The sequence below is a fragment of the Nocardiopsis nanhaiensis genome (assembly GCF_054778635.1).
Window position 1 is genome coordinate 1 of sequence record NZ_BAAGZJ010000099.1, and the last position, 21,337, is coordinate 21,337.

24 protein-coding genes are annotated in these 21,337 nt (G+C 70.1%); 5 read left to right on the forward strand and 19 right to left on the reverse strand.

Annotated features, from left to right (window positions below; genetic code table 11):
- Window positions 1–754: 754 nt before the first annotated feature.
- The 6 genes from ACYVD1_RS30450 to ACYVD1_RS30475 form a co-directional block, all read right to left on the reverse strand.
- Complete coding sequence (locus ACYVD1_RS30450) at window positions 755–1,060, reverse strand: DUF1416 domain-containing protein (protein WP_460754125.1); 306 nt, start codon at window positions 1,058–1,060, stop codon at window positions 755–757.
- Window positions 1,057–1,902 carry a sulfurtransferase gene (locus tag ACYVD1_RS30455; protein ID WP_460754122.1) on the reverse strand — a complete coding sequence of 282 codons (846 nt, stop codon included), beginning with the start codon at window positions 1,900–1,902 and terminating at the stop codon, window positions 1,057–1,059. The genes ACYVD1_RS30450 and ACYVD1_RS30455 overlap by 4 nt, the downstream gene beginning before the upstream one ends.
- A gap of 360 nt (window positions 1,903–2,262) precedes the next feature.
- A complete protein-coding gene (locus tag ACYVD1_RS30460; RefSeq protein ID WP_355267795.1) occupies window positions 2,263–2,349 on the reverse strand; it encodes a putative leader peptide in 87 nt (28 codons plus the stop codon).
- 49 nt (window positions 2,350–2,398) lie between these two features.
- Window positions 2,399–2,722, reverse strand: coding sequence for a TlpA family protein disulfide reductase (locus tag ACYVD1_RS30465; RefSeq protein WP_460754119.1), 324 nt, complete (start codon window positions 2,720–2,722; stop codon window positions 2,399–2,401).
- Window positions 2,722–3,420, reverse strand: a complete 699-nt coding sequence (locus ACYVD1_RS30470) for an LmeA family phospholipid-binding protein (protein ID WP_460754116.1) — start codon at window positions 3,418–3,420, stop codon at window positions 2,722–2,724. Before ACYVD1_RS30470 ends, ACYVD1_RS30465 begins: the two co-directional genes overlap by 1 nt.
- Window positions 3,421–3,662: 242 nt before the next feature.
- On the reverse strand, window positions 3,663–4,808 hold the full coding sequence (locus tag ACYVD1_RS30475) for a putative quinol monooxygenase (protein ID WP_460777960.1): 1,146 nt from the start codon (window positions 4,806–4,808) through the stop codon (window positions 3,663–3,665).
- 248 nt (window positions 4,809–5,056) lie between these two features.
- Here ACYVD1_RS30475 and ACYVD1_RS30480 point away from each other — a divergent pair, with 248 nt between their 5' ends.
- Window positions 5,057–5,863: an HAD family hydrolase gene (locus ACYVD1_RS30480; RefSeq protein ID WP_460754109.1), complete on the forward strand. Its 807-nt coding sequence runs from the start codon at window positions 5,057–5,059 to the stop codon at window positions 5,861–5,863.
- Between the two features lie 7 nt (window positions 5,864–5,870).
- On the opposite strand, the gene ACYVD1_RS30485 is transcribed toward ACYVD1_RS30480, so the two are convergent.
- Window positions 5,871–6,551: a hypothetical protein gene (locus tag ACYVD1_RS30485; RefSeq protein ID WP_460754106.1), complete on the reverse strand. Its 681-nt coding sequence runs from the start codon at window positions 6,549–6,551 to the stop codon at window positions 5,871–5,873.
- Window positions 6,552–6,675: 124 nt separating this feature from the next.
- On the opposite strand from ACYVD1_RS30485, the gene ACYVD1_RS30490 reads away from it, so the two are divergent.
- The gene (locus tag ACYVD1_RS30490; RefSeq protein WP_460754103.1) at window positions 6,676–7,161 is read left to right on the forward strand and encodes a MarR family winged helix-turn-helix transcriptional regulator; all 486 of its coding nucleotides are present in this window, start codon (window positions 6,676–6,678) and stop codon (window positions 7,159–7,161) included.
- A 16-nt stretch (window positions 7,162–7,177) separates the two neighbouring features.
- On the opposite strand, the gene ACYVD1_RS30495 is transcribed toward ACYVD1_RS30490, so the two are convergent.
- The 5 genes from ACYVD1_RS30495 to ACYVD1_RS30515 all read right to left on the reverse strand — a co-directional run bounded on the left by ACYVD1_RS30495 (window position 7,178) and on the right by ACYVD1_RS30515 (window position 11,448).
- Window positions 7,178–8,113: an NAD-dependent epimerase/dehydratase family protein gene (locus ACYVD1_RS30495; protein ID WP_460754098.1), complete on the reverse strand. Its 936-nt coding sequence runs from the start codon at window positions 8,111–8,113 to the stop codon at window positions 7,178–7,180.
- Between the two features lie 228 nt (window positions 8,114–8,341).
- Window positions 8,342–8,440, reverse strand: a complete 99-nt coding sequence (locus ACYVD1_RS30500; protein WP_013155353.1) for a 30S ribosomal protein bS22 — start codon at window positions 8,438–8,440, stop codon at window positions 8,342–8,344.
- A 223-nt stretch (window positions 8,441–8,663) separates the two neighbouring features.
- Window positions 8,664–9,299 carry a histidine phosphatase family protein gene (locus ACYVD1_RS30505; protein ID WP_460754095.1) on the reverse strand — a complete coding sequence of 212 codons (636 nt, stop codon included), beginning with the start codon at window positions 9,297–9,299 and terminating at the stop codon, window positions 8,664–8,666.
- 55 nt (window positions 9,300–9,354) lie between these two features.
- Complete coding sequence (gene hemL / locus ACYVD1_RS30510; RefSeq protein WP_460754092.1) at window positions 9,355–10,650, reverse strand: glutamate-1-semialdehyde 2,1-aminomutase; 1,296 nt, start codon at window positions 10,648–10,650, stop codon at window positions 9,355–9,357.
- Window positions 10,651–10,785: 135 nt separating this feature from the next.
- On the reverse strand, window positions 10,786–11,448 hold the full coding sequence (locus ACYVD1_RS30515; protein ID WP_460754088.1) for a phosphatase PAP2 family protein: 663 nt from the start codon (window positions 11,446–11,448) through the stop codon (window positions 10,786–10,788).
- 274 nt (window positions 11,449–11,722) lie between these two features.
- Here ACYVD1_RS30515 and rraA point away from each other — a divergent pair, with 274 nt between their 5' ends.
- On the forward strand, window positions 11,723–12,205 hold the full coding sequence (gene rraA / locus ACYVD1_RS30520) for a ribonuclease E activity regulator RraA (RefSeq protein ID WP_460754084.1): 483 nt from the start codon (window positions 11,723–11,725) through the stop codon (window positions 12,203–12,205).
- A gap of 155 nt (window positions 12,206–12,360) precedes the next feature.
- Here rraA and ACYVD1_RS30525 read toward each other — a convergent pair whose 3' ends face one another.
- Genes ACYVD1_RS30525 through ACYVD1_RS30535 form a run of 3 tightly spaced genes read right to left on the reverse strand, consistent with a single transcriptional unit; the run spans window position 12,361 to window position 14,800 of the window.
- Complete coding sequence (locus tag ACYVD1_RS30525; protein WP_460777962.1) at window positions 12,361–13,113, reverse strand: ABC transporter; 753 nt, start codon at window positions 13,111–13,113, stop codon at window positions 12,361–12,363.
- Window positions 13,110–14,075 carry an ABC transporter ATP-binding protein gene (locus ACYVD1_RS30530; protein ID WP_460754079.1) on the reverse strand — a complete coding sequence of 322 codons (966 nt, stop codon included), beginning with the start codon at window positions 14,073–14,075 and terminating at the stop codon, window positions 13,110–13,112. The genes ACYVD1_RS30525 and ACYVD1_RS30530 overlap by 4 nt, the downstream gene beginning before the upstream one ends.
- The gene (locus tag ACYVD1_RS30535; RefSeq protein WP_460754076.1) at window positions 14,072–14,800 is read right to left on the reverse strand and encodes a hypothetical protein; all 729 of its coding nucleotides are present in this window, start codon (window positions 14,798–14,800) and stop codon (window positions 14,072–14,074) included. The genes ACYVD1_RS30530 and ACYVD1_RS30535 overlap by 4 nt, the downstream gene beginning before the upstream one ends.
- 196 nt (window positions 14,801–14,996) lie before the next feature.
- On the opposite strand from ACYVD1_RS30535, the gene ACYVD1_RS30540 reads away from it, so the two are divergent.
- Together ACYVD1_RS30540 and ACYVD1_RS30545 are read left to right on the forward strand one after the other, a co-directional pair.
- Window positions 14,997–16,289 (forward strand): sensor histidine kinase, encoded by a 1,293-nt coding sequence (locus ACYVD1_RS30540; protein ID WP_460754073.1) that lies wholly within the window; start codon window positions 14,997–14,999, stop codon window positions 16,287–16,289.
- Window positions 16,286–16,942: a response regulator gene (locus ACYVD1_RS30545; RefSeq protein WP_460754070.1), complete on the forward strand. Its 657-nt coding sequence runs from the start codon at window positions 16,286–16,288 to the stop codon at window positions 16,940–16,942. Before ACYVD1_RS30540 ends, ACYVD1_RS30545 begins: the two co-directional genes overlap by 4 nt.
- A 31-nt stretch (window positions 16,943–16,973) precedes the next feature.
- Here ACYVD1_RS30545 and ACYVD1_RS30550 read toward each other — a convergent pair whose 3' ends face one another.
- The 4 genes from ACYVD1_RS30550 to ACYVD1_RS30565 all read right to left on the reverse strand — a co-directional run bounded on the left by ACYVD1_RS30550 (window position 16,974) and on the right by ACYVD1_RS30565 (window position 21,258).
- Window positions 16,974–17,657 (reverse strand): hypothetical protein, encoded by a 684-nt coding sequence (locus ACYVD1_RS30550; protein ID WP_460754067.1) that lies wholly within the window; start codon window positions 17,655–17,657, stop codon window positions 16,974–16,976.
- Between the two features lie 85 nt (window positions 17,658–17,742).
- Complete coding sequence (locus ACYVD1_RS30555) at window positions 17,743–18,345, reverse strand: bifunctional DNA primase/polymerase (protein ID WP_460754308.1); 603 nt, start codon at window positions 18,343–18,345, stop codon at window positions 17,743–17,745.
- Window positions 18,346–18,487: 142 nt separating this feature from the next.
- Window positions 18,488–19,486 carry a porphobilinogen synthase gene (hemB, locus tag ACYVD1_RS30560; protein ID WP_460754063.1) on the reverse strand — a complete coding sequence of 333 codons (999 nt, stop codon included), beginning with the start codon at window positions 19,484–19,486 and terminating at the stop codon, window positions 18,488–18,490.
- Between the two features lie 83 nt (window positions 19,487–19,569).
- Window positions 19,570–21,258 (reverse strand): bifunctional uroporphyrinogen-III C-methyltransferase/uroporphyrinogen-III synthase, encoded by a 1,689-nt coding sequence (locus ACYVD1_RS30565; RefSeq protein WP_460754060.1) that lies wholly within the window; start codon window positions 21,256–21,258, stop codon window positions 19,570–19,572.
- Between the last annotated feature and the right edge of the window lie 79 nt (window positions 21,259–21,337).

Sequence of the window (21,337 nt, forward strand, 5' to 3'; positions counted from 1 at the left end):
CCGGTGAGCCCCCTCCCTGGAGGCAATCTCGGCGCCCACAATGCCTCCAACAGGGGGGCTCACCACGCCCCACCCCACACCCGACCGGGCCACCGGCACCACCCGCACCCGTATGGGCCACCCACCACCGAGCCGCCAGACCGGTGGGACGCGCCCAGCCACCCAGGCACCTGTTCGGGCCCTTCGTCGCCCACCGGCCACTGGATTGCGACGCGCCTGCCGACACAACCAGACCCACGGGCAGGAACCCGGCCGGCCACGGCCGGGGCAGTTCCCGGCCGAAGGCCGGTCCCGTCGCCACCCCGACCACACGCCCCCCGTTTCCTGACTGCCGCCCACCCGCCGTCGCAGCGAAGCGGGTCAAGGTGGAGCGCCTCCGACAGCGCGCCAGCGCTTCGACGGCGACGACCTTGACGCGCGCAGCGGAGACGGCCACCATCAAGCGGCAGGAAACGGGGAAACCCGTACCCAACAACAAACCCCCAGCCCACGCGGACTCCCCCACCCGCAGGGAACCCCACGGCCACGCAGGACCGAACCCCACCCACGCGAACTCTCCCACCCACGCGGAAAGCGGCACCCACGCGGCAAGCGGCACACCCCAAGGGCTGGGCAACCAAACCCCCTTTGTTACCACGCCCTGAGAAACAGCGCGGCGCCGGTACCGGACGGATCTCTCCGTCGGCACCGGCGCCGTGCGCTCGGTGTCCGTTCGGCCCCGGCGGGGCAGGGCCCGGGCCGCGGCCCCTAGGACCTAGGCCTGGACCTGGACGTCGATGACCTTGCCGACCTCGGCCTGGACCGGGTACTCACCGGTGAAGCCCTTGGAGGCCAGCACGCGTACCTTCCACGACCCGTCGGCCGCGAAGAAGCGGAAGGTGCCCTCGTCTCCGGTGGCGACCTCCCCGACGAAGTCGTCGGACTCGTTCAGCAGCCGGGCGTAGGCGCCGCGCAGGGGCTGACCGTCACGGGTCACCGTGCCCTGGATGACGGCCTGGTCTCCCGCGTCGACATCGGCCAGGGCGACGCCGCCCTCGGGTGCTCCGCAGCTGTCGCTCACTTGGCCTCCGCCTCTCCGAGCTCGACCGGAACGCCCACCAGAGAGCCGTACTCGGTCCAGGAACCGTCGTAGTTCTTGACGTTCTCCAGCCCGACGATCTCGTGCAGGGCGAACCAGGTGTGCGAGGAGCGCTCGCCGATGCGGCAGTACGCGATGATGTCCTTGTCGAGGTCCACCCCGGCCTCGGTGTAGAGCTCGCGCAGCTCGTCCGCGGTCTTGAAGGTGCCGTCCTCGTTGGCCGTCTTGGCCCACGGGATGTTGCGCGCGGTCGGGATGTGGCCCGGGCGCTGCGAGGTCTCCTGCGGCAGGTGCGCGGGCGTCAGCAGCTTGCCGGTGAACTCGTCGGGCGAGCGGACGTCGACCAGGTCCTTGGTGCCGATCGCGTTGACGACCTCGTCGCGGAAGGCGCGGATCGAGGAGTCCTGCTCCTTGGCCTTGTACTCGGTGGCGGCCCGCTCCGGGACCTCCTTCACGAGCTCGCGGGAGTCCAGCTCCCACTTCTTGCGGCCGCCGTCGAGCAGGCGCACGTTGTCGTGCCCGTACAGCTTGAAGTACCAGTAGGCGTAGGCGGCGAACCAGTTGTTGTTGCCGCCGTACAGGATGACCTGGTCGTCGTTGCCGATGCCCTTGGCGGACAGCAGCTTCTCGAAACCGGTCTGGTCCACGAAGTCACGGCGGACCGGGTCCTGGAGGTCCGTCTTCCAGTCGATCTTGACGGCGCCGGGGATGTGGCCCTTGTCGTAGGCGGACGTGTCCTCGTCAACCTCCACGAGGACGACGTTGGCGTCGTCCAGGTGAGCCTCCACCCAGTCGGCGTCCACTAGGACGTCGGAGCGGCTCATGGGGAACCTCCTGTTTTTCAGTGCGGTATGACATACGCGGTCGGTGCGTTGCGTTCCGGGCGCGCTCTGCCCGGAACGGGGGATTCAGGCGGCTTCTCACCGGCCCGAACGGCGGGCGTCCGGGTGGTCCCCGCAACCGGCGGGAGCCGGAAAGTACACGGGAGAAGCACTGCGCGTAGAAAGGGCGGGCGCGGCGCTACCGAGCCGCCCCTGGCACACAGGGGTTTCGTGGAAGCTGGCCATCGAAGCGCCGGAGCGCTGTCCGTCGAAGGTGACCTGCAAAGGAATTCATCCCAGCTGCGTGCACGGGGGAGGGCCGGTCGCACGGAGCGGGCGGAGGCTTCGGAGAACCCGTCCGCCCTAGGGACACGGACAGAGCGCGGCGGCGACGCGGCAGAAGTCCACCGCACGTCGCTTCGTCAGATACGCGCTCGTCAAGGAAGTCACGTCCTAGACGCTACAGGCCGGACCGCGCTCTTGTCACGGGTGGGCTGGGTCACAGGACGGCTTCGCCGACCGCGGCGATCACGTCGGCCTTGCGGGGTTGTCCCCCGGCACGGCGGACGATCCTGCCCGACGGGTCGAGCACGAACACCGTTGGGGTTCCGCGGATCTCCAGGTGCCGCACCAGGTCGAGCCGGGATTCGGCGTCGATCTCCACGTGCACGACGCCCTCGACCATCTCCGCCACGTCCGCCAGGATCCGACGGGTGGCGCGGCACGGCTGGCAGAAGGCACTCGAGATCTGCACGAGCGTGGCCCTCGGGCCCAGCTCGGCGCCGAGGAGGCCGGCGCCGAGCGTCTCCGCCGCGGTGTTCATCAGGCGTCCTCAGAGCCCATCAGGGGGACGTCCTCACCGGTGCCGGTGACCTGCAGGCCGTTGGAGGTGGCCTCCATTTCGGTGATGCTCAGGCCGAAGGGCAGCTCGGGCACCTGGGCGCTGAAGGTCAGCATGTTCGTGACCGCGCCGCTGACGTCGACGGGGGCGTCGCCCACCTCGATGTCGACCGGGGTCACGTGGAGGGTGTCGCCCTCGACGGTGAACTCGCCGCCGCTGGTGACCGTGGTGCTCAGGCCGAGCTCGGAGAGGGCGAGCTCACCGCTGATCCGGGGCTCCCCGTCCTCGTTGCTGATGGTCATGCCCTCGGGCAGGTGCGGGTTGAAGTAGGAGTAGGGCACCACGAAGGAACCGTCGATCTCGCCAGCGGTCACCGTGGGCTCGTCCATGAGGTCGCTCAGCGGCGCTTCGACGTCGGAGGCGGTCGCCTCGACCTGTTCGACCGTCACCCCGTCCATGGTCGCGCTGTCGGCGGTGATGTCGATCTCCGTGTAGGTACCGCTGACGACCTGCGGGAGGAACGCCCAGCCCGCGATGGAGACTTCCGGTTCCTCGGACATTTCCATCTGCTGCGCCATGCGCTCGGCAAGGGTGTTCTGCGCGAACGCGCGCGCCCCGATGTCCGCCGCCACGACGAGCACGGCGACAAGGATCAGGAAGACGACAAGAAACTTACGCATCGGACTCCCAGCACACTTTCTTTCGCTCCGGCGCGCCTCTCGACTGGGTCATCCGGCCGGTATCGGTCACACGCCACTGGCACCCGACGGGTGCCGGTCATGAAAAACCTGTAGGGAAGGCTACTTCACTCGGGATTGGACGCAGGTTGCCTCTCGTTGGTTCCGCCCCAGGCCGCTGAACTCACACCTCTGGAAGGGACCCCCCACCCGTGTTGGAGGATTGCCAGCCGTGAAAACCCTGCTCAGGACTGCATGAGCATGGCTGCGAGGCCGTCGTTGGCCGCGGCACCGGAGAGGGAGAGCTCGATCACGTTGGTGGCCACCACGTGCCCGGACAGGCGGCGGGTGAACTCCACGATGTGCGGCTGCTGGTCGTGCTCCTCCTGAGCGAGCTCGTCACGGTAGATCGCGTAGACGATGCGCTGCAGGGGCGCGCTGGGCACCGTGTGCGCGGCGAACAGCAGAGTGTCCGGTTCGCGCTTGGAGACCTCGGCGACGACGGCGTTGGCGAGCTGGTCGAACCCGCCCCCCTGGCCTTCGGCGAGCGTGTAGATCGTGATGACACCGCGGACCTTGGCCGACGCACCCGCGGGCGCCTCCCCGTAGAGGTCGTCATAGGGGTCGGCGTTGCGGCGTTTGCGGCGCACGGGCTCCTCCTGGGGCTCGTCGTCGTACTCGTCGTAGTCGTCGTCGAAATCGTCGTCGTAGTAGTCGTCATCGTCGTCGAAGGGGTCGCGGCGGGGCTTGGCCGCCAGGGCCCCGGCGCCCCAGAGGGCGGAGATGGCGCCGAGCATCAGCAGCGGGCCGATCGCGTCCAGGCCGAAGCGGCCGACGACGACGGAGAGGATGGAGGCGAGGACGAGGAGGCCCAGCACCGCGAGGTCCGTCATCCCGGAGCCTCGGGTGCCGCGCCTGGCCACGGCGATGATCGCGACGACGAGGAGGACGGCGACGAAGACCTGCGCGCCGTTCACGAGCGCGCGCGGGATCAGGTCGTAGTATTCGCCCAGCGGGGGGAAGGAAGCGTCGAACCTGCCGCTGGCGCGGTCGGCCGCCAGCACCACCAGGGGGACGATGGTCAGGGCGCTGAGGAACAGGCGCGAGGTGAAGCGGGCGTTCGGCGAACGGACCGCGTACTCGAAGGCGCCCCACGCCATGAAGAGCGGGCCTATGAGGCTGACACCGATATGCAGCAGGCGGAAGGTGAGCTCGCCGAAGTCGAACATCGCGCCTATCACCGCGGCGCTGAGCCCGACGGTCATGCCCAGGGCGGCGACCAGCCAAGCGATCGCGGCGATGCTGGGACGGCGTTGGGCATACGCGGTCAGCGCGGCGGTGGCGCTCCAGCCCACCAACGCGCTTATGAATGTCAGTCCTACCGTGACCATCTCGACAATGATGCTGCACGCGAGCGGGTGGATGTGCACCGAGTGCACTCTTGGGAGGTCGGGCTCGGGGACGATCCCGCAGAGTGGAGGCCGAAACCGCACCCGGGACTGTGAGCTTCATCACTGGACTTGGCGCCTTTGCGCAGCCGCGACACGGGAGTCGCGGGTGGTCGTAGGCTCGCATGTACGCGGGGAGCGCCACCCCGGACACCGGAGGGCCGCCTCCCCACCCGAGCCAGGAGAGAACCGTGTCACACGACGCCGTGTCCCCGGAACCGGTCGGCCCCGGAGCCGCCTTCTTCGACGTGGACAACACCCTGATGCGGGGTGCGTCGATCTACCACTTCGCCCGCGGCCTGGCCTCCCGCGACCTGTTCACCACACGGGACCTGATGCGCTTCGCGTGGGGCCAGACGGTGTTCCGGCTCACCGGCAGCGAGCAGCCCGAGCACATCAACGCGGCGCGCGAGGCGGCCTTGGCCTTCGTGGCCGGACACGACGTCGACGACCTGGTCGCCCTGTGCGAGGAGATCTACGACGAAACCATGGCCGACCGCATCTGGCAGGGCACCCAGGCGCTGGTTCAGGGCCACCTGGACGCGGGACGGCCGGTGTGGCTGGTCACCGCCACCCCGGTGGAGCTGGCCCAGATCATCCGTCGGCGACTGGGACTGACCGGCGCGCTGGGCACCGAGGCGGAGAGCATCGACGGGGTGTACACGGGACGGCTCAACGGCGACCTGCTGCACGGCCCCGCGAAGGCCGTCGCCGTGCGGGCGCTGGCTGAGAAGGAGGGGCTGGACCTCGCGGCGTGCTCGGCCTACAGCGACTCCTCGAACGACCTCCCGCTGCTGTCGCTCGTGGGAGATCCGCACGCGGTCAACCCGGACGGCGACCTCCGCCGGTACGCGCGCACCCACGAGTGGCCGGTCCACGACTTCCGCAGACACCGGGCGGCGCTGAAGGTGGCCGTACCCGCCGCCGTGGCGGGCGCCGTCGCCGGGGCCGTGGCGGTACGCGCGGTACGGCACCGCCGGGCCCTCACGCTGCCCTGAGAGCCGCTCAGAGCCGCCGGTAGAACACGGGCCGGGCCTTCATGCCCGCGCCGCGGAGATCGGCGCGCACCCGGCGGAAGAAACTCGGCCTGGTGAACTGGGCGAGCAGGAAGCGGGCCGGGCCGCTCGGCAGCCGCACGTGGTTGACGAGCTCGAAGGGCGCCTCCCCCAGTGGCTGGAGGAGGGTCGAGTTGTCGACACCGATCCGGCTGACGTACCAGCGGGTCAGACCTTCCCACACCGCCACGGCACGATCGGGGTCGGGCGCGGTGAAGTGGTTGAGCAGGAAGGTCGCACCGGGGTCGCTCCCGGTCTCACCGATCCGGCGCGTGTTCCGGGCGGTCATCACGAGTTCTCCGTCCAGGCGCCCGTAGGCCTCCGAGGCGAGGACTTCCGCCACGGCCTCGGGAGAAGCGGTAGTGACGAGCAGGACGACGTCGAAGCGCGGCCCGCCCTCGAGAGGCGGCATGAACACCGCTTCGTAGACCGTGGTGGCGACGGCCCCTGGGAGCGCCTCCAGCTCGCCAGCGAGCGCCCGGAACTCCTCCAGGGCATCGTCCCGCGCCCTGCTGCGCCGGACGAAGGGCGCATGTCCGGGCGGTGCGACGCGCGCCCCGACGTACACGTAGCCGTACGGGTGAGGGTCGAGGAAGCAGGTGCGGTGCCGCTCCGGGTCGTTACTAGCCATGGGTCACTCCTCCTCTGGGGATTCCCCCGTCACCTCCGGCGGGGAAGGCTCCGTGGAGACGACGCTACCCATTACACTTCGTATATCCAAACAGTTTGAATATACGAATAATATGATCAGGGGTATGGCAGACGACAGGACTCCCGGGTCCCCCGGCACCCCGAACCGCTTTCTCGTGACGGAACTGGGGGTCATACCGCAGTTGGAGGTCTATTTCAGGCGCATCAAGGTGGACATGCCCGACGACGTCGCGGCCGTGTTCGCCGAACACGGGCTGACCGCGCGGCACGGCGGTGTACTCGGGCAGTTGGCCGTGGCCCAGGCGCTCGGGGTGTCCGAACTGGCCGGGCGGATGGCGGTGTCGCTGCCGACCGCGAGCGAGTTGGCGGGAGACCTCAGGCGTGCCGGGCTGGTGGTGTCAGAGGAAGATCCGGACAACCGGCGACGCACGCTCCTGAGCCTGGCCGACGACTACCGGTCCTCCGTGGAGTCTTTGGTGACCGCACGGGCGGCGCCGCTCCAACGTGCGATGGAACGCCTGTCCGAGCAGGACAGGGAGGGTTTCGCCGCGGGACTCCGGGCGTGGGCCGACGAGATGCGCGACTGGTGAGTGCGGGGTTCGGGGCCTAACGCCCCAGGGTGGCGCGGGCCAGGGCGAGGACGTGCACCGGGCGCAGACCCGTGGCGCGGGGCGGGCCGCCGCGGTCGTGCGCGTACGACTCGAAGGCCTCGATAGAGCTGTAGGAGGGCGCCCAGTCCAGAACCCGGACCAAGGGTGCCGGGTCCAGCTGCGAAGCGGTCAGGCCGGCGCCCACCGAGCGGGCGGCGCTGGAACTGGCGTAGTCGATCCGGCCGTGCTTGGCCATGCCCCGCAGCACCTTGAGGCCGCGGGCGGGGACGGGCAGCCGCTGGCCGCCGATCCTGCGCAGGCAGTGCGAGAGCGGGACGGCGTCCGCACCGGCGACGTCGAAGAAGCCGGTCTCGTCGCTGAGAGCCGTACGCACCAGCGCCTCGACCCCGTCGTCCTCGTGCAGGAACTGCACTCGCGGATCGCGGCCCATCACGGTGGGGACGACACGGGAGCACATGTAACGGGTGAGCGGGGTGTCCACCGAAGGACCGATGAGGTTGGCGAACCTCAGGACGGCCACGGACAGATCGGGGCGGCGCCGCTGGAGGCCGCGGGTGTGCCGCTCGACCTCGGCCGCGTCATCGGCGTCCAGGGTGGCGCTGGAGCGCACCACGAGCCGCTGGACGGTGGAGGAGCGCTGGGCCGCGCCCAGCACCCGCATCGTGCCCAGGAGGTTGTCCTCCCGGTTGGGACCCTTCGCCGTGTCCAGGCCCAGGTGCAGGACCAGTTCGGCGCCGGAGCCGGCGACTATGCGGTCCAGGCTGCCGTCGTGGAGGTCGACGTGCTGGTAATCAATACCCGTGTTCCCGCTCGGTGGCGGGGCGGAGTCCGCGCCGATCACCCGATGTACACCGGGCTCCTTGCTCAGGGTCTGGGCGACCCTTGCGGCCAAGGGGCTGGAGACCCCGGTGACGAGTACGACACGAGCCATGGCTACACGTTCCTTGGAAGGAGACGATAGTGGTCCGGATGGCCCGCGGACCGTTCACCCGCTTGGGGTGAACCGGCGACCGCGACCCGTGAAACACAACAGTGGTTCACCCAGAAAATTCCATTGCGGTGGCAAACCCCACGCAAGGAAAAAGAAGTGTCTCCGCGTCCGGGGCGTGCCTGGGGCCCGCCCGCGCCCGCGGAGAGACGACGTTCGCCGCGAACGGTCCTACTTCTTGTTGCGACGCGCGACACGCGTGCGCTTGAGCAGCTTGCGGTGCTTCTTCTTCGCCATCCGCTTGCGGCGCTTCTTGATGACGGAACCCATGGGATCACCTTCTCGCTGACGAGTGAGTACGGACATGCCGAACCACCGGTGACGGACACCTGCTGGCTCGGATGCGGTTGCTGGGCTCGCTCGGGCACACACGCGCGCGAACGCGCGGGTGGACCGGTACGACCGGGGCGTGCCCCGGGGAGGACGACGTTCTCAAGACGCACGTCTACCGCACCCGTGCGCCCAGCTTACCGCTACGGGTAAGCGGCGCGGGTCACGCCCCGGGAAGCGACGGGCCGTCCTTGTAGAGCACGGCGGCCGGTTCGGCGTAACTGACGCTGGCCAGCCGCTGATCCGCGAAGGTCAGCGACGTGACACTGGCGAGATTACATTCCCGCAGGTCGGGCCGGTGCCAGAGACGCTTGCCCTCGGCCGCGCGGCGGGACATCCAGATCGGCAGCTGGTGGCTGACACACACGGCCTCGCGGCCCCAGGCGGCCCTGCGAACAGTCTTGATGACCTCGACCATCCGGTCGACGATCTCCTGGTAGGGCTCGCCCCAAGAGGGCTTGAAGGGGTTGTAGAGCCGCTTCAGCACCTGGGGGTCGCGCACCGACCGGCCGGACAGCGACATTCCCTCGAACTTGTTGGCCGCCTCGATGAGCCGGTCGTCCAGGGTCACCGGAAGGTCGAAGGCCTTCTCCAGCGGGACCGCGGTCTCCTGGGTGCGGTCCAGCGGCGAAGAGAACAGGGCCGCGATGTCGTGGCCCTCGAACCAGTCGGCGGCCATCTCCGCCATCCGCTGTCCCCGGTCGCTCAGGTGGTAGTCGGGCAGCCGACCGTAGAGAACCTTGTCGGGGTTGTACACCTCACCGTGCCGGAGCAGGTGGACGACGGTGGTCGTGGTCATCGTGGCAGCTTTCTGTCTCGATTACGGGCTCTGTGTCCGGGACTCGGACGCCGGTTCAGCCCTGGGCCCGGGCCGCCGCCTGCGCGGCCTTGGGCAGGGCCGAGACCACCCTGTCGATGGCGGCGTCGTCGTGCGCGGAGGAGAAGAACCACGACTCGAAGGCCGCGGGCGGCAGGTAGACGCCCTGCTCGAGCATGGCGTGGAAGAACGCCGCGAACACCTTGGTGTCCGTGCCTCGGGCGGTGTCGAAGTCGGTCACTTCGTGGTCGGTGAAGAACACCGTGAACAGGTTGCCCCCGCTCTGGACCCGGTGGGTGACGCCCTCGGCGCTGAGAGCCTTGGAGATCTCGGACTCGACCTGGGCGGAGACCCGGTCGATGTGCTCGTAGACCTCCGGGGTGGCACCGCGCAGGGTCGCCAGGCCGGCCGCCGTGGCCAGCGGGTTACCGGAAAGGGTGCCCGCCTGGTAGACGGGGCCGTCCGGCGCGAGGCGGTCCATGATCTCGGCGCGCCCGCCGAAGGCCGCCGCGGGCAGTCCGCCGCCCATGACCTTGCCGAAGGTCACGAGGTCGGCGGCCACGCCTTCAAGGCCGTACCAGCCGGAGGCGCTGACACGGAAGCCGGTGAGGACCTCGTCGAGGACCAAGAGCGCGCCGCTGGCGTGCGCGATCTCCTTGAGGCGGGCGTTGAACCCGGCCTTGGGCGGGACGACGCCCATGTTCGCGGGGCAGGCCTCCGCGATCACGCAGGCGATGTCGTCACCGTGCTCGGCGAAGGCCCGCTCGACGGCCTCGACGTCGTTGTAGGGCAGCACCAGGGTGTCCGCGGCGCTGGCACCGGTGACTCCCGGCGAGTCCGGCAGGGCGAACGTGGCCAGGCCGGAGCCTGCGGAGGCGAGGAGTGCGTCCACGTGCCCGTGGTAGTTGCCCGCGAACTTGACGACCTTGCTGCGCCCGGTGAACCCGCGCGCGAGCCGGATCGCCGACATGGTGGCTTCGGTCCCGGAGTTGACCAGGCGGACCCGCTCCGCCGGGGTGCGCTCGACGATCAGCTCGGCGAGTTCGACCTCACCGGGTGTCGGAGCGCCGTAGGAGGTCCCGGCCGCGACGGCGCCGTGGAGGGCTTCCACGACCGAGGGGTTCGCGTGCCCCAGGACGAGCGGCCCCCAGGAGCAGACGAGGTCGACGTACTGGCGGCCTTCGGAGTCCGTGAGGTAGGGGCCTTCGCCCTTGACGAAGAACGGCGGGGTGCCGCCGACGGCACCGAACGCGCGGACAGGCGAGTTCACGCCGCCGGGAACGACGGCGGCCGCCCGCTGGAAGAGCTCTGCGGAAGTCTGTTGAGTACCCACCTCACCAGTGTGTCAGCTGTCTCCGCCGCCGTGACCGTGACCCGCCTCGCAGCGATCTTCCTTCCCTCCCGGTGCGCCCAGACACACGTGTGCCCTGCCCCGAAGGGAAAGGGCAGGGCACACGGGCTCGGGGGTCTAGACGTTGGCGCGGGTGTCCTTAGGGGACTGCTGGGTCTCCGGGGGCTGGCCGGGCCTCTCGGCCCGGAGCAGGGGACGGAGGAGGTCGAACTCCGCGAGCTTGTCGACGAGGGCGGTCATCGGGCGGGCCATCACGAGGGAGACCAGCGCGGCGACCAGGGCGCCGACGATGAGGCCGACGGTGACGTCGTGCGGGTAGTGGGCGCCGACGAGGACGCGGGAGAAGGCCTCGAGGACGGCGAACAGGATCGCGGCGACGGCGAAGCGGCGCCAAGCGACGATGACCGCGGCGGCCGCGGCCCCGGCGATGGCGGCGTGGTTGCTGGGGAAGGACCAGTCGCCGATCGGGTCGCACGTGGCGATGGTGCTCAGATCGGTCATGGCCTGACAGGGGCGCAGCTGTTCGAAGAACGACTTGAGCGTGACGCTGGCGCCGTAGGCGATGACCGTGGCGACCGGGGCGAACAGGGCCAGGCCGACCAGTCGGGAGTTGGCGGAGCGGGCCCGCCACCAGGCCATGAGGAAGAGGATCGCGAAGGCACCGAGGAGGAGGTCGGTGCCCCATTCGGCCGCGGTCTGCATCCAGGGGTCGAGTCCGGCACCGAACTCGATCACGGCCCGCGACCAGGCGGCACTGATGGCGAAGATCTCGGAGACCATCTCACTCCATTGGAGACGTGAGGGGAGAAGAGTCGCTGGGACAAGCAGGGGGAAGGCTCGGCGACGTCCCGGTGACGGGACTCCCACGGGCTAATGACTGGAAGGTTCCCATCTTGTCATCTACCGGGGACTCCCAGGTCCGCAAGAGCGGGATCCTTACGGAGGAGCTGGAGTCCGCCCAGCGCAACAATGCTCGCCCCGACACGACTCCCGTGCTCTACCGGTGAGTAATTTGGACTGGTCCACCCGTTTGCCTCCACAGAGCGGAGCTGTCATGGCCACGAACTTCACCACGGCGGACCTGATCGACGACCACGGCGACACCCTGCGCAGCTGCTCCACGCAGTTCCGCCAGTACGGGAGGCACCAGGTCTTCTCCGGACCGATCCGCACCGTCCGCTGCCACGAGGACAACGGGATGGTCAAGCAGGTCCTCAACTCCCCCGGCGGGGGCGCGGTCCTGGTCGTCGACGGAAACGGCTCCCTGCGGACCGCCCTGATGGGCGACCTGATCGCGGAGGCCGCGGTGCGCAACAACTGGGCCGGGGTGGTCATCAACGGCGCGGTCCGCGACACCGTCGCACTGGGCCAGCTGGAGCTCGGCGTGAAGGCCCTCGGTTCCAACCCCCGCAAGTCCCTCAAGGACGCCGCGGGCCGCCAGGACGTTCCGGTCACCTTCGGAGACGTCACCTTCGTCCCCGGTGAGTGGCTCTACAGCGACCACGACGGCATCGTCGTCAACGCCACGGAGATCTGAGCGGGCCGTGGGTTGGCCGCCCGAGGCGAACCGCCCGGGCCGCCCGGGCCGCCCGAAATCGGAGCACGGGTGAACGGCGGGGGCCGGCCAAGACCCCCGCCGTTCATATTCCATGACGGATCCGCCCTGTTCGCCATGGAAGCGCTCGAATCCCCTCAGATCTCGCGGGCGCCGCTCCTGCGCACGGCGACCGCCAAGACCGCCGCGGTGAACACGACCGTGACCGCCGCCATCGGTGCGAACTCGGCGAGCGGAACCCCCGAGCTCAGGCCGACCTGCCCGTTGAGCAGGCCGCTGGGCCCCCACTGGGCGAGGAACGGCAGCTGGCCCACGATCAGGACCACGACCAGGACCAGGACGGAGAAGCCCGCCGTGGCGAGAGTGCTCCGGGCGACCGTCGACACCAGCGCCACCACGGCCACCGCGAAGGCCAGGTACAGCCCGGCCAGGAAGGCACCGAGCAGCGTCGAGACCAGCGGCAGGGACTGGTAGAGGAACGAGGTCACCGCCCAGGCGACCAAGGCGCCCGCCAGGAAGGCCGCGAGGGCGGCGGCTGTGGAGAGCGCGAACCGCGGCAGGACCAGGTCCGAAGCGCGCTTCACGCGTGAGCGGTAGAAGGCGGAGCGGCCCGGACTGGCGTCCACCGACAGCGCAGCCGCGGCCACCAGCACCACCGCCAGCACCCCGAAGGGCGCGGCCAACTCCATGTAGGAGCCCAGGGCGTCCGGCGCGGTGGCCGCCGGGATGTCGATGCCCATTCCGGGCTCGGCCATCTCGACGAGGTCCTTCGTGAAATAGGCCGTCAGAGGCCCGAGTGCCCCGAAGACGCCGCAGAGCAGGACCAGGGCGAGCAGGGTGTGGGTGCGGATCAGCCGGGTGGTCTCCAGTCGGTACAGCGTGCCGTTCATCGGTCCGTCCTGTTCGGGAGGGAGAGGTCGGTTCGGTTCGGGGCGGCGGGTCCAGGCGTGTTCGTGAGGGAGAGGAACGCCGACTCCAGGTCCGCCTCGTAGCCGGTCATGGCGACGAGCGGGGTCCGGTGCTCGGCGAGGATCGCGGGAAGGCGGAGTTCGCCGGACTCGGCGTCGACCGCTTCCAGGTACACGCAGTCCTCCTCCACGGCAGCCGCGTGGGCGACCCAGGGCATGGCCCGCAGGCGTCCGGCCAGCTGCTCAGCCGAACCGCGTATCCGGACGTGCCAAGCGTTCGGCCGCCCCTGGTCGGCGATGTCGGCCATCGGGCCTTGGTAGACCATCCGGCCCCTGACCAGAACGGCGACGTCGTCGCAGACCCTCTGCACGTCCCCGAGCAGGTGGCTGGCGAGGATGATCGTGCACTCCCCTCGCAGTGAGGTGATGAGGTCGAGGACGTCCACGCGCCCCTGCGGATCGAGCCCGGAGGCGGGTTCGTCGAGGATGAGCACGTCCGGGCGGCACACCAGAGCGGCGGCGAGACCGAGGCGCTGGCGCATCCCCCGGGAGAACCGGCCGTTGCGCCGGTCGGCCGCCTCGGCGAGCCCCACCCTGGAAAGCGCCCGATCCACGTCCCGCTCCGTCGCGTGGTCCCCCGTGATCTCCGCGCTGAGGGCGACCACCTCGGCGGCGGTCAGCCACGGCTCGAAGTCGGGGACGTCCGGGCACAGCAGGAAACGCGCCCCCGCAGAATCCACACTGCCTTTCCCTTCGGCCCGCATCCCCGCCAGGATCGAGAGCAACGTGGTCTTCCCCGCGCCGTTCGGGCCGACCAGCCCGAATACACTTCCCCGGGGAACTGCGAGGTCGATATCGAAAACTCCGACCCCGTTGCCATAGGAGCGGGTGACTTTCTCAGTGGTGACTACGTATTCTGGCTCCACCGTTTTCTCGGGGCTCATACGACACTCCTGGTCTTGTTCTTCCACTCCTGGTTTCCGACGAAGGGGACAGCGCAACCGATGAGGATCGCGGGGAGCATGAGCCCCACCAGGTAGGCGGCCAGCATCGGTTCTGAGGCGAGGAACCCGACCGCCGCGCAGAGCACGCCGACGAGTGCGACCGCGATCCCCACCGGCCACCGCGCCCTGTCCCACCAGCGGGCGGACAGCGTGTCGTAGTCGGCCTTGGCCCGCAGGAGCGGGACGAGCAACCCCATCCCCACCAGGAACGCGGCCACGAACAGCACCATCATGTGGTCGGTGGACAGGGGAAGTTCCCGGCCGGCCTCAGCGCGGAGCATGACGGTGTGGATGACCAACACGAAGCCGCCCATCAGCACCAGAAAGAGGTCCAGGAGTGCGCGTGCGCCCTTCGCCGACCAGAACACCGGCATCGTGAGCTCTCGCTGAAACCGCGCGGCTATGGGCAGCCCGATCGACAGGATCACCATCAGCAGCACCATGACGCTCGGAGCGGCCGAAGCATACAGCCAGCGCGGGGTCAGCGTGGGTTCTCCGGCCAAATCGACCTTTCCGCTGGGGACCATCCGGGGGAGCTCCGCCCAGTGCGTCCAGGACACCACGGCCATCAGCACGACCAGGACCAACCCGACCGCCGATCCGGCCCACGGGAACTGGAAAGCGCCCCGCCCGTCCTTCCCTTGCTCTTCCTTCACTTTCTCCACCGCTCCTCCGATCTACGTCCCATTCGCCTTCGACAAAAATCTACGAAGAAAACGGAAAGGAGGCATCGGGCCGGAGGCACGGGAGGGTCACGGGCTTTACCGAACCGGGAACATGCCAGAGGTCATGGTCAGGACGTGCTCGTTCCATGACCCCGGAGTACATTTCCCCCGGGCCGGTCTGGGCTATTGTCGAAGAATGAAGTCGCTCGGTTCCCTTCCCGACCTGTCCTCTTGGGTCGAGCTGCGCGAGGACCGCCCGCCGCTCGTTCTCCACCTGTTGTTCTGGGGGGCGGTGACGACCACTCTGCTGATGCTGGCCCTGGCGATCGCGGTCGCCACTGACACAGGGGAGCTCCAGGAGCAGGGGCCTGCCGTCTACGGGCTCGTGATGACCAGCCTGGTCGCCTTGTGCCTTTCCTGTTTCCTGTGGCCCTTCCTTGCGTGGTCCCCGAACGCTCCGTGGCTCCGCAAAGCGGCGAGCGTGGCATTTCTCGTGCTCACCCTGAGCATCATGTTCATCAGCAACCACACAATGTTCCTCGTCGTGTGCGTGGCCACGATGAACGCGGTGGCGGTCTTCGGGATCCCCGGATTCATCGGCTATGCCGCGCTGCTCACCAGCTCGTCCATGCTTGTGATGGTGGTGCTCCCTGGTGAGCCCTTCTACGTAGGACTGGTCCTCGCGGCGGGACTCGTACTCTTGACCGCCCTGTCCGCCTTGGTCTTCATCGGTCTCGTGGTCTCCGCCCAGCGCGCCGAACACACGCGCGCGCTTCTCGCCGAGTTGGAGGAGGCCCACGCCGAGCTGCGCCAGCACGCCGACCGCGTGCGCGAGCTGACCGTGGCCGAGGAGCGCGCCCGGATGTCCCGGGAGATGCACGACAGCACCGGCCACTACCTGACGGCGCTCACGATGTCCCTCTCCAACGCCCTCCGCTTCCGTACGGCCCGTCCCGACGCCGCCTGGGACGAGGTGGACCAGGCCCGGGAGCTGGCTCGTGAGGCGCTCACCGACACCCGCCGCTGGGTGCGCGCGCTGCGCCCGCTCCAGTTGGAGGGGCGCGCGGGCACGGCGGCCATGCGCGCGATGGCTGAGTCCTTCGACGGCGGCGGTGTCCACATCGACTTCACCGATACCGGAACCTGGCCGGAGCTGAGCCAGGAGGCGGAGCTGGTCTGCTACCGGGCGCTCCAGGAGGGGTTGACCAACGCGCTGCGCCACTCGGGCGGCGACCGGGTCGAGGTGGCGGTTGCGGCCTCTCCGGAAGGTGTGTCCGTCTCCGTGGCCGACAACGGGAACGGCGCGGTGGAGGAGACGGTCCGGAGCGGGTTCGGGCTGCGCGGTCTCCGCGAGCGGGTGTCCGCCTTGGCGGGCTCCGTGACCTCCGGCAACCTTCCGGAGGGCGGTTTCCGGCTCCGGGTGACCGTCCCGGCCGCGTCCGCGGATCCCGGCCCTCCCGCTACGGTGACGGCGGGAGGTGTCGCGTGAGCGCGGTTTCGGTGCTGATCGTGGACGACCAGATCCTGTTGCGGCAGGGGCTGCGGAAGCTGTTGGAGATCGAAGAGGGCATCGAGGTCGTCGGCGAGGCGGCCGACGGGGTCGAGGCCTTGGAGTTCCTGGCAGCCGCACCGCCCCCCGGCGTGGCCCTGGTGGACGCCCGCATGCCGCGCATGGACGGGATCGAGCTCGTCACCCGGATGCGCGCCGAGTACCCGGACGTGCCGGCGGTCATCCTCACCACCTTCGACGACGACGAACTCGTCTTCGGCGGCCTGCGCGCGGGCGCCCGCGGCTATCTGCTCAAGGACGTCCCACCGGACGAGCTGGTGCTGGCCATCCGCCAAGCGGCCCGGGGCGACACGGTCCTCGGCGGCCCGGCCGCGGAACGCCTGGTTGCGGCCTTGGGCGACCCCGTTCCCTCCGCTCCCCCGGCGTCCCCGGCACCTCCGGAGTCCCTGCTGTCCGAGCGCGAGGAGGAGGTGGCGCGCCTGGTGGGCGGGGGCGCCACCAACCGGGAGATCGCCCGGACCCTGTTCATCACCGAGGGCACGGCGAAGAACCACGTCACGAACATCCTCCGCAAGCTGGAGCTGCGCGACCGCACCCGATTAGCCCTGTGGTTCAACGAGCGCGGGGAATGAGATAGCGGGTGCCGACCAAGCATGGACGGGGTCAGTCCACTCGGACCGACGTCAGGATGGCCTCCAAGTCATCGGTGCCGGCCTCGCCACCGTCCGGTTGTGCCGCCTCGTGCAGGACCACGTGCAGCATCGTGAAGTCGTCGGTTCCGGTGTCCACCACCAGCGTGGTCCCGGACAGGTCGGTGTTGTACCCCATGTCGGCGCGGGCGGCGTCGGGTGCTCCAGGCACCTCGAACTCCGTGACGCCGCGCGCCTCGAAGCCCTCGTTCAGCGGGCCGATGAACCCGCTCAGGAGGTTGGCCGCGCCCATCGCGTCCGCTGCCGGACCGTCGTCCGGGGACTTCTCTGCGAGAGTCGCGCTGGTATAGGCGAGCACGGTCCCGTCGTCTCGGACCAGACCGTGCTGGAGGGCCTCGGAGTCCATGGCGAAGTCCTCCGGGGACTCCTCGATCGGCTCCCAGTCCTCGGGGAGGTCGTAGGCGAGTCCTTCGCCCTCAACGGTCGTCGTGGGCTCCTCCGCCTCTTCAGGCTGTCCGTCTCCGGGCTCGCCGGCCCCGGTCTCCGTGTCGGCGGGCGTCTCCTCCACGGCGTCCTCCGCAGCTCCGTCGCCCGCCTCGTCTCCGTCTCGGCAGGCGCCGACCGACAGCACGACGGCAGCGCAGAAAGCCATCATGCGCAGGGGCAGGGGTGGTTTGCGTTGCGTAGTCTCACGCACACGAAGTTAGAGCATGGCGCAGAGCAGCCGGTTCACTCTGGCCGGATACGGCCAAACCGCCCGAAAGGCACCGGTCAGGCCGGGGTCAGCCCGTGAACTCCTCGCTGGCGTCGTTGAGGATGTCGAGTACCGCGATCGGGTCGGGGAGCACGACCGAGCCCTCTACGTCGCGCGGAGCCCGGATCCAGGTGACGCGTCCGCCGGAAGCCAGGACGGAGGGGGCGCCGAGGACGAAGCTGTCCCGGCAGTGCCAGCGCAGCCCCGGCATTTCCTCGACGGACTCGGGGACGCAGTCCAGGTGGCAGGACCACCACTCGTCCTCGTCCATCGGGGAGCGGGTGGCGGCGAAGAACAGGTAGCGCGAGTCCAGGGAGGCGACCGGGCCCGCCGGGACACCGGAGCGGCCCATCCGGGCCAGGGCCATCACACCGGCCTCCCGGGGCACGTCTAGGACGTCGAAGACCCGGCCGGTGGGCAGGACCACGTTCGCGCCCGGGTTCGCCGTCCACCAGCGTCGGATCGTCTCCGTGTCGGTGCTCGCCTCCACGCCCCAGGCAGCGTTGACCGGATGTGCCGCCGGGTCGGGACAGCCCATCCGGTCGCACGTACACGCCCGGTCCTCACCGGGGGCCGCGCCCCGGACCACGGGCCAGCCCAGGCCCGCGTAGCGCAGTGCCGACTCCAGCATGCTGTCCGTCGCGTGGCGTCGTTTCCTTCGGTACAGCACGTCGGCCATCTGGTCTCCCCGGTCGTCGTCGGTGCGGGCGCGGCCGACTGTGAAGAGTGGCCCGGCGCCCGGCGGCCGCGACCGGGGCGTGGGCCTGGCCGCGTCAGCGGAGCAGACGGGCCGCCTCGGTGGCCCAGTACGTGAGGATCTGTTCGGCCCCCGCGCGCCGGTAGGAGGTCAGCGTCTCCAGGATCGCCCGCTCCCGGTCGAGCCAGCCCTTCTCTGCCGCCGCCTCGATCATGGCGTACTCACCGCTCACCTGATAGGCCGACACGGGTACCGGCGCGGACTCCGCGACCTTGGCCACCACGTCGAGGTAGGCCAGGCCCGGTTTGACCATCACCATGTCGGCGCCCTCGGCGACGTCCAAGGCCACCTCGCGCAACGACTCGCGGACGTTGGCCGGGTCCTGCTGGTAGCCGGCGCGGTCCCCGAACCGGGGTGCGCCCTCGGCCGCCTCGCGGAAGGGGCCGTAGAACACGGACGCGTACTTGGCGGCGTAGGCGAGGATCGGCACCTGCGGGTACCCGGCCCGGTCCAGTCCGGTGCGGATCGCCCCGACCTGACCGTCCATCATCCCGCTGGGCGCGACCACCGCGGCTCCGGCCTCAGCCTGGGCGGCGGCGATGGACGCGTACCGCTCCAGTGTGAGGTCGTTGTTGACGTGCCCGCTCTCCTCCAGCGGCCCGCAGTGGCCGTGGTCGGTGTACTCGCACAGGCACAGGTCGGCCATCACCACGATGTCCGTGCCGACCTCCGCGGACAGGTCGCGCAGGGCCGCTTGGACCACGCCGTCCGGGTCGTCGGCCTGCGAGCCCACACTGTCCTTGTGCTCGGGGATCCCGAACAGCATCAGCCCGCTGACCCCGGCCGCGGCCGCCTCACCGGCGGCCTTGCGCAGACTGTCACGGGTGTGCTGCACCTGGCCGGGCATCGAGGAGATCGGCACCGGCTCGGTGATCCCCTCCTTGACGAACATCGGCAGGATCAGGTTCTCCGGGAGCACCCGGGTCTCCGCGGCCAAGCGACGCAGCGCAGGGCCTCGGCGCAGGCGGCGCGGCCTGGCGACGGGAAACTCGGCGTCGTGGCTGGCAGCGGTCATTTCTGGGCTCCCGGATTGTGGCGGCACGGGTAGTGGCGGCGTGTGGACGGTTCTGCGGCGCCGGGGCCGCGGCCCGGTCGGGCTCAGAGCTTGCGGCGGCGGCCGCGGCGCTTCTGACTCGGCTTGAGGACGGGCTTGCCCGCCTCGATCGCTTCCCGGCGCTTGGCCGCACCGTACTCCGAAAGTGCCCCCGCGAGGGCGGAAACCGAGGCTTTCGGCGCCACGACGTCGACCCGCAGGCCGAACTCGATGGCGGTCTTCTCCGTCTCCGGGCCGATCACGGCGATGGCGGTGGTGTTGTGCGGCTTGCCCGCGATCCCCACCAGGTTGCGCACCGTCGAGGACGACGTGAAGAGCACGGCGTCGAACCCGCCGCCCTTGATGGCCTCGCGGACCGGCTGGGGCGGGGGCGCGGCGCGCACCGTGCGGTAGGCCGTGACGTCGTCGATCTCCCAACCGAGGTCGGTGAGGCCGGCGGCGAGGGTCTCTGTGGCGATGTCCGCGCGCGGCAGCAGGACCCGCTCGATGGGGTCGATCTCGGCGTCGTAGGGCGGCCACACCGACACCAGGCCCTTGCTGGACTGGGCGTCTTCCGGCGGCTCCAGGTCGGGCTGGATGCCGAAGTCCCGCACCGCCTGCGCGGTGGCCTCTCCGACCACGGCGACCTTCACACCCGCGAAGGCCCGGGCGTCCAGTCCGTAGGACTCCAGTCGTTCGCGGATGGCCTTCACGGCGTTGACGGAGGTGAAGGCGACCCACTGGTAGCGGCCGGTCACCAGGCCGCGTACGGCCCGCTCCATCTGCTGCGGGGTGCGGGGCGGCTCCACCGAGATGGTGGGCACCTCCTCGGGTACCCCGCCGTAGCTGATGAGCTGGTCGGACAGCGCCGCGGCCTGCTCCTTGGTGCGGGGCACCAGGACGCGCCAGCCGAACAGCGGACGGGTCTCGAACCAGGAGTGTTCGGCCTGGCGGGCCACCGGCGCGCCGACGACCATCAGCGCGGGCGCCGTGACGTGGTGGTTCTTGGCGTCGGTGGACTTGAGCTCGGCGACCAGGCGGGCCAGCGTCGAGGTGACCGTGGTCTGCCTCGTGGTGCCTCCGGCGCGGATGACGGCGACCGGCGTGGTCGCGGGGCGCCCGCCCGCGATGAGGGTCTTGCACAGTACGTCGAACCCGGGGCCCTGGTGCTCGGGTGCCTCCCCCGCGGGTGCGTCCGCGCCCAGGATGACCAAGGGGGCGTCGCTGGCGGCGGCCTCCGCCCAGTCGACCTCCTTGTCGCCGTGCGGTCGGGCGTGCAGGACACGCACCTCGGCGCTGGCGTCGGTGAGCAGGGGAATGCCGCCGAAGGTGGGCACGGCGGTGACTGAGGAGACGCCGGGGGCGACCTCGACCTCGATACCCGCCTCCTTGCACGTGGCGACCAGCTCGGCGCCGCGGCAGCCGAAGAAGGGGTCTCCGGAGTACAGGCGCACGACCCGCTGGCCCTCGCGGGCCCGGGTGACGGCGAGGGCGTTGATGTCGCCGCCGCACTCGGCGGCCTCGACCACGGACACGTCCTCGGCGCAGTGGGCGAGCAGTTCCGCCCGGAACCCGGAGAGCTCCTCACCCGCGGGCTCGCGCAGGGTGACGACCACGTCGGCGTTGCGCAGCAGCTCGGCGCCGCGCAGGGTCAGCAGGTCAGCGCCGCCCGGACCGGAACCGACCAGGGCGACGTGGCCGGGCCGCCGAGCGGCGCGGGGTTCCTCCGGCTGGGCGTTGGCGTTGGCGTTCACGTACTGGCTCCTCGTGTGTGGGTCGCCCGTGCCCTGGATCCGGCCTCCGGGGCGGTGACGGTGAGGCGGGGGCGACCCG

Coding starts and splice junctions, on each gene's coding strand:
- ACYVD1_RS30490 (WP_460754103.1), top strand. CDS start 6,676: ATGGCAGACGACAGGACTCCCGGGTCCCCCGGCACCCCGAACCGCTTT.
- ACYVD1_RS30555 (WP_460754308.1), bottom strand. CDS start 18,345: ATGCTGGAGTCGGCACTGCGCTACGCGGGCCTGGGCTGGCCCGTGGTC.
- ACYVD1_RS30465 (WP_460754119.1), bottom strand. CDS start 2,722: ATGAACACCGCGGCGGAGACGCTCGGCGCCGGCCTCCTCGGCGCCGAG.
- ACYVD1_RS30505 (WP_460754095.1), bottom strand. CDS start 9,299: ATGACCACGACCACCGTCGTCCACCTGCTCCGGCACGGTGAGGTGTAC.
- ACYVD1_RS30515 (WP_460754088.1), bottom strand. CDS start 11,448: ATGGTCTCCGAGATCTTCGCCATCAGTGCCGCCTGGTCGCGGGCCGTG.
- ACYVD1_RS30525 (WP_460777962.1), bottom strand. CDS start 13,113: ATGAACGGCACGCTGTACCGACTGGAGACCACCCGGCTGATCCGCACC.
- ACYVD1_RS30475 (WP_460777960.1), bottom strand. CDS start 4,808: ATGGTCACGGTAGGACTGACATTCATAAGCGCGTTGGTGGGCTGGAGC.
- ACYVD1_RS30530 (WP_460754079.1), bottom strand. CDS start 14,075: ATGAGCCCCGAGAAAACGGTGGAGCCAGAATACGTAGTCACCACTGAG.
- ACYVD1_RS30455 (WP_460754122.1), bottom strand. CDS start 1,902: ATGAGCCGCTCCGACGTCCTAGTGGACGCCGACTGGGTGGAGGCTCAC.
- hemB (WP_460754063.1), bottom strand. CDS start 19,486: ATGACCGCTGCCAGCCACGACGCCGAGTTTCCCGTCGCCAGGCCGCGC.
- ACYVD1_RS30485 (WP_460754106.1), bottom strand. CDS start 6,551: ATGGCTAGTAACGACCCGGAGCGGCACCGCACCTGCTTCCTCGACCCT.
- ACYVD1_RS30540 (WP_460754073.1), top strand. CDS start 14,997: ATGAAGTCGCTCGGTTCCCTTCCCGACCTGTCCTCTTGGGTCGAGCTG.
- ACYVD1_RS30495 (WP_460754098.1), bottom strand. CDS start 8,113: ATGGCTCGTGTCGTACTCGTCACCGGGGTCTCCAGCCCCTTGGCCGCA.
- rraA (WP_460754084.1), top strand. CDS start 11,723: ATGGCCACGAACTTCACCACGGCGGACCTGATCGACGACCACGGCGAC.
- ACYVD1_RS30500 (WP_013155353.1), bottom strand. CDS start 8,440: ATGGGTTCCGTCATCAAGAAGCGCCGCAAGCGGATGGCGAAGAAGAAG.
- ACYVD1_RS30470 (WP_460754116.1), bottom strand. CDS start 3,420: ATGCGTAAGTTTCTTGTCGTCTTCCTGATCCTTGTCGCCGTGCTCGTC.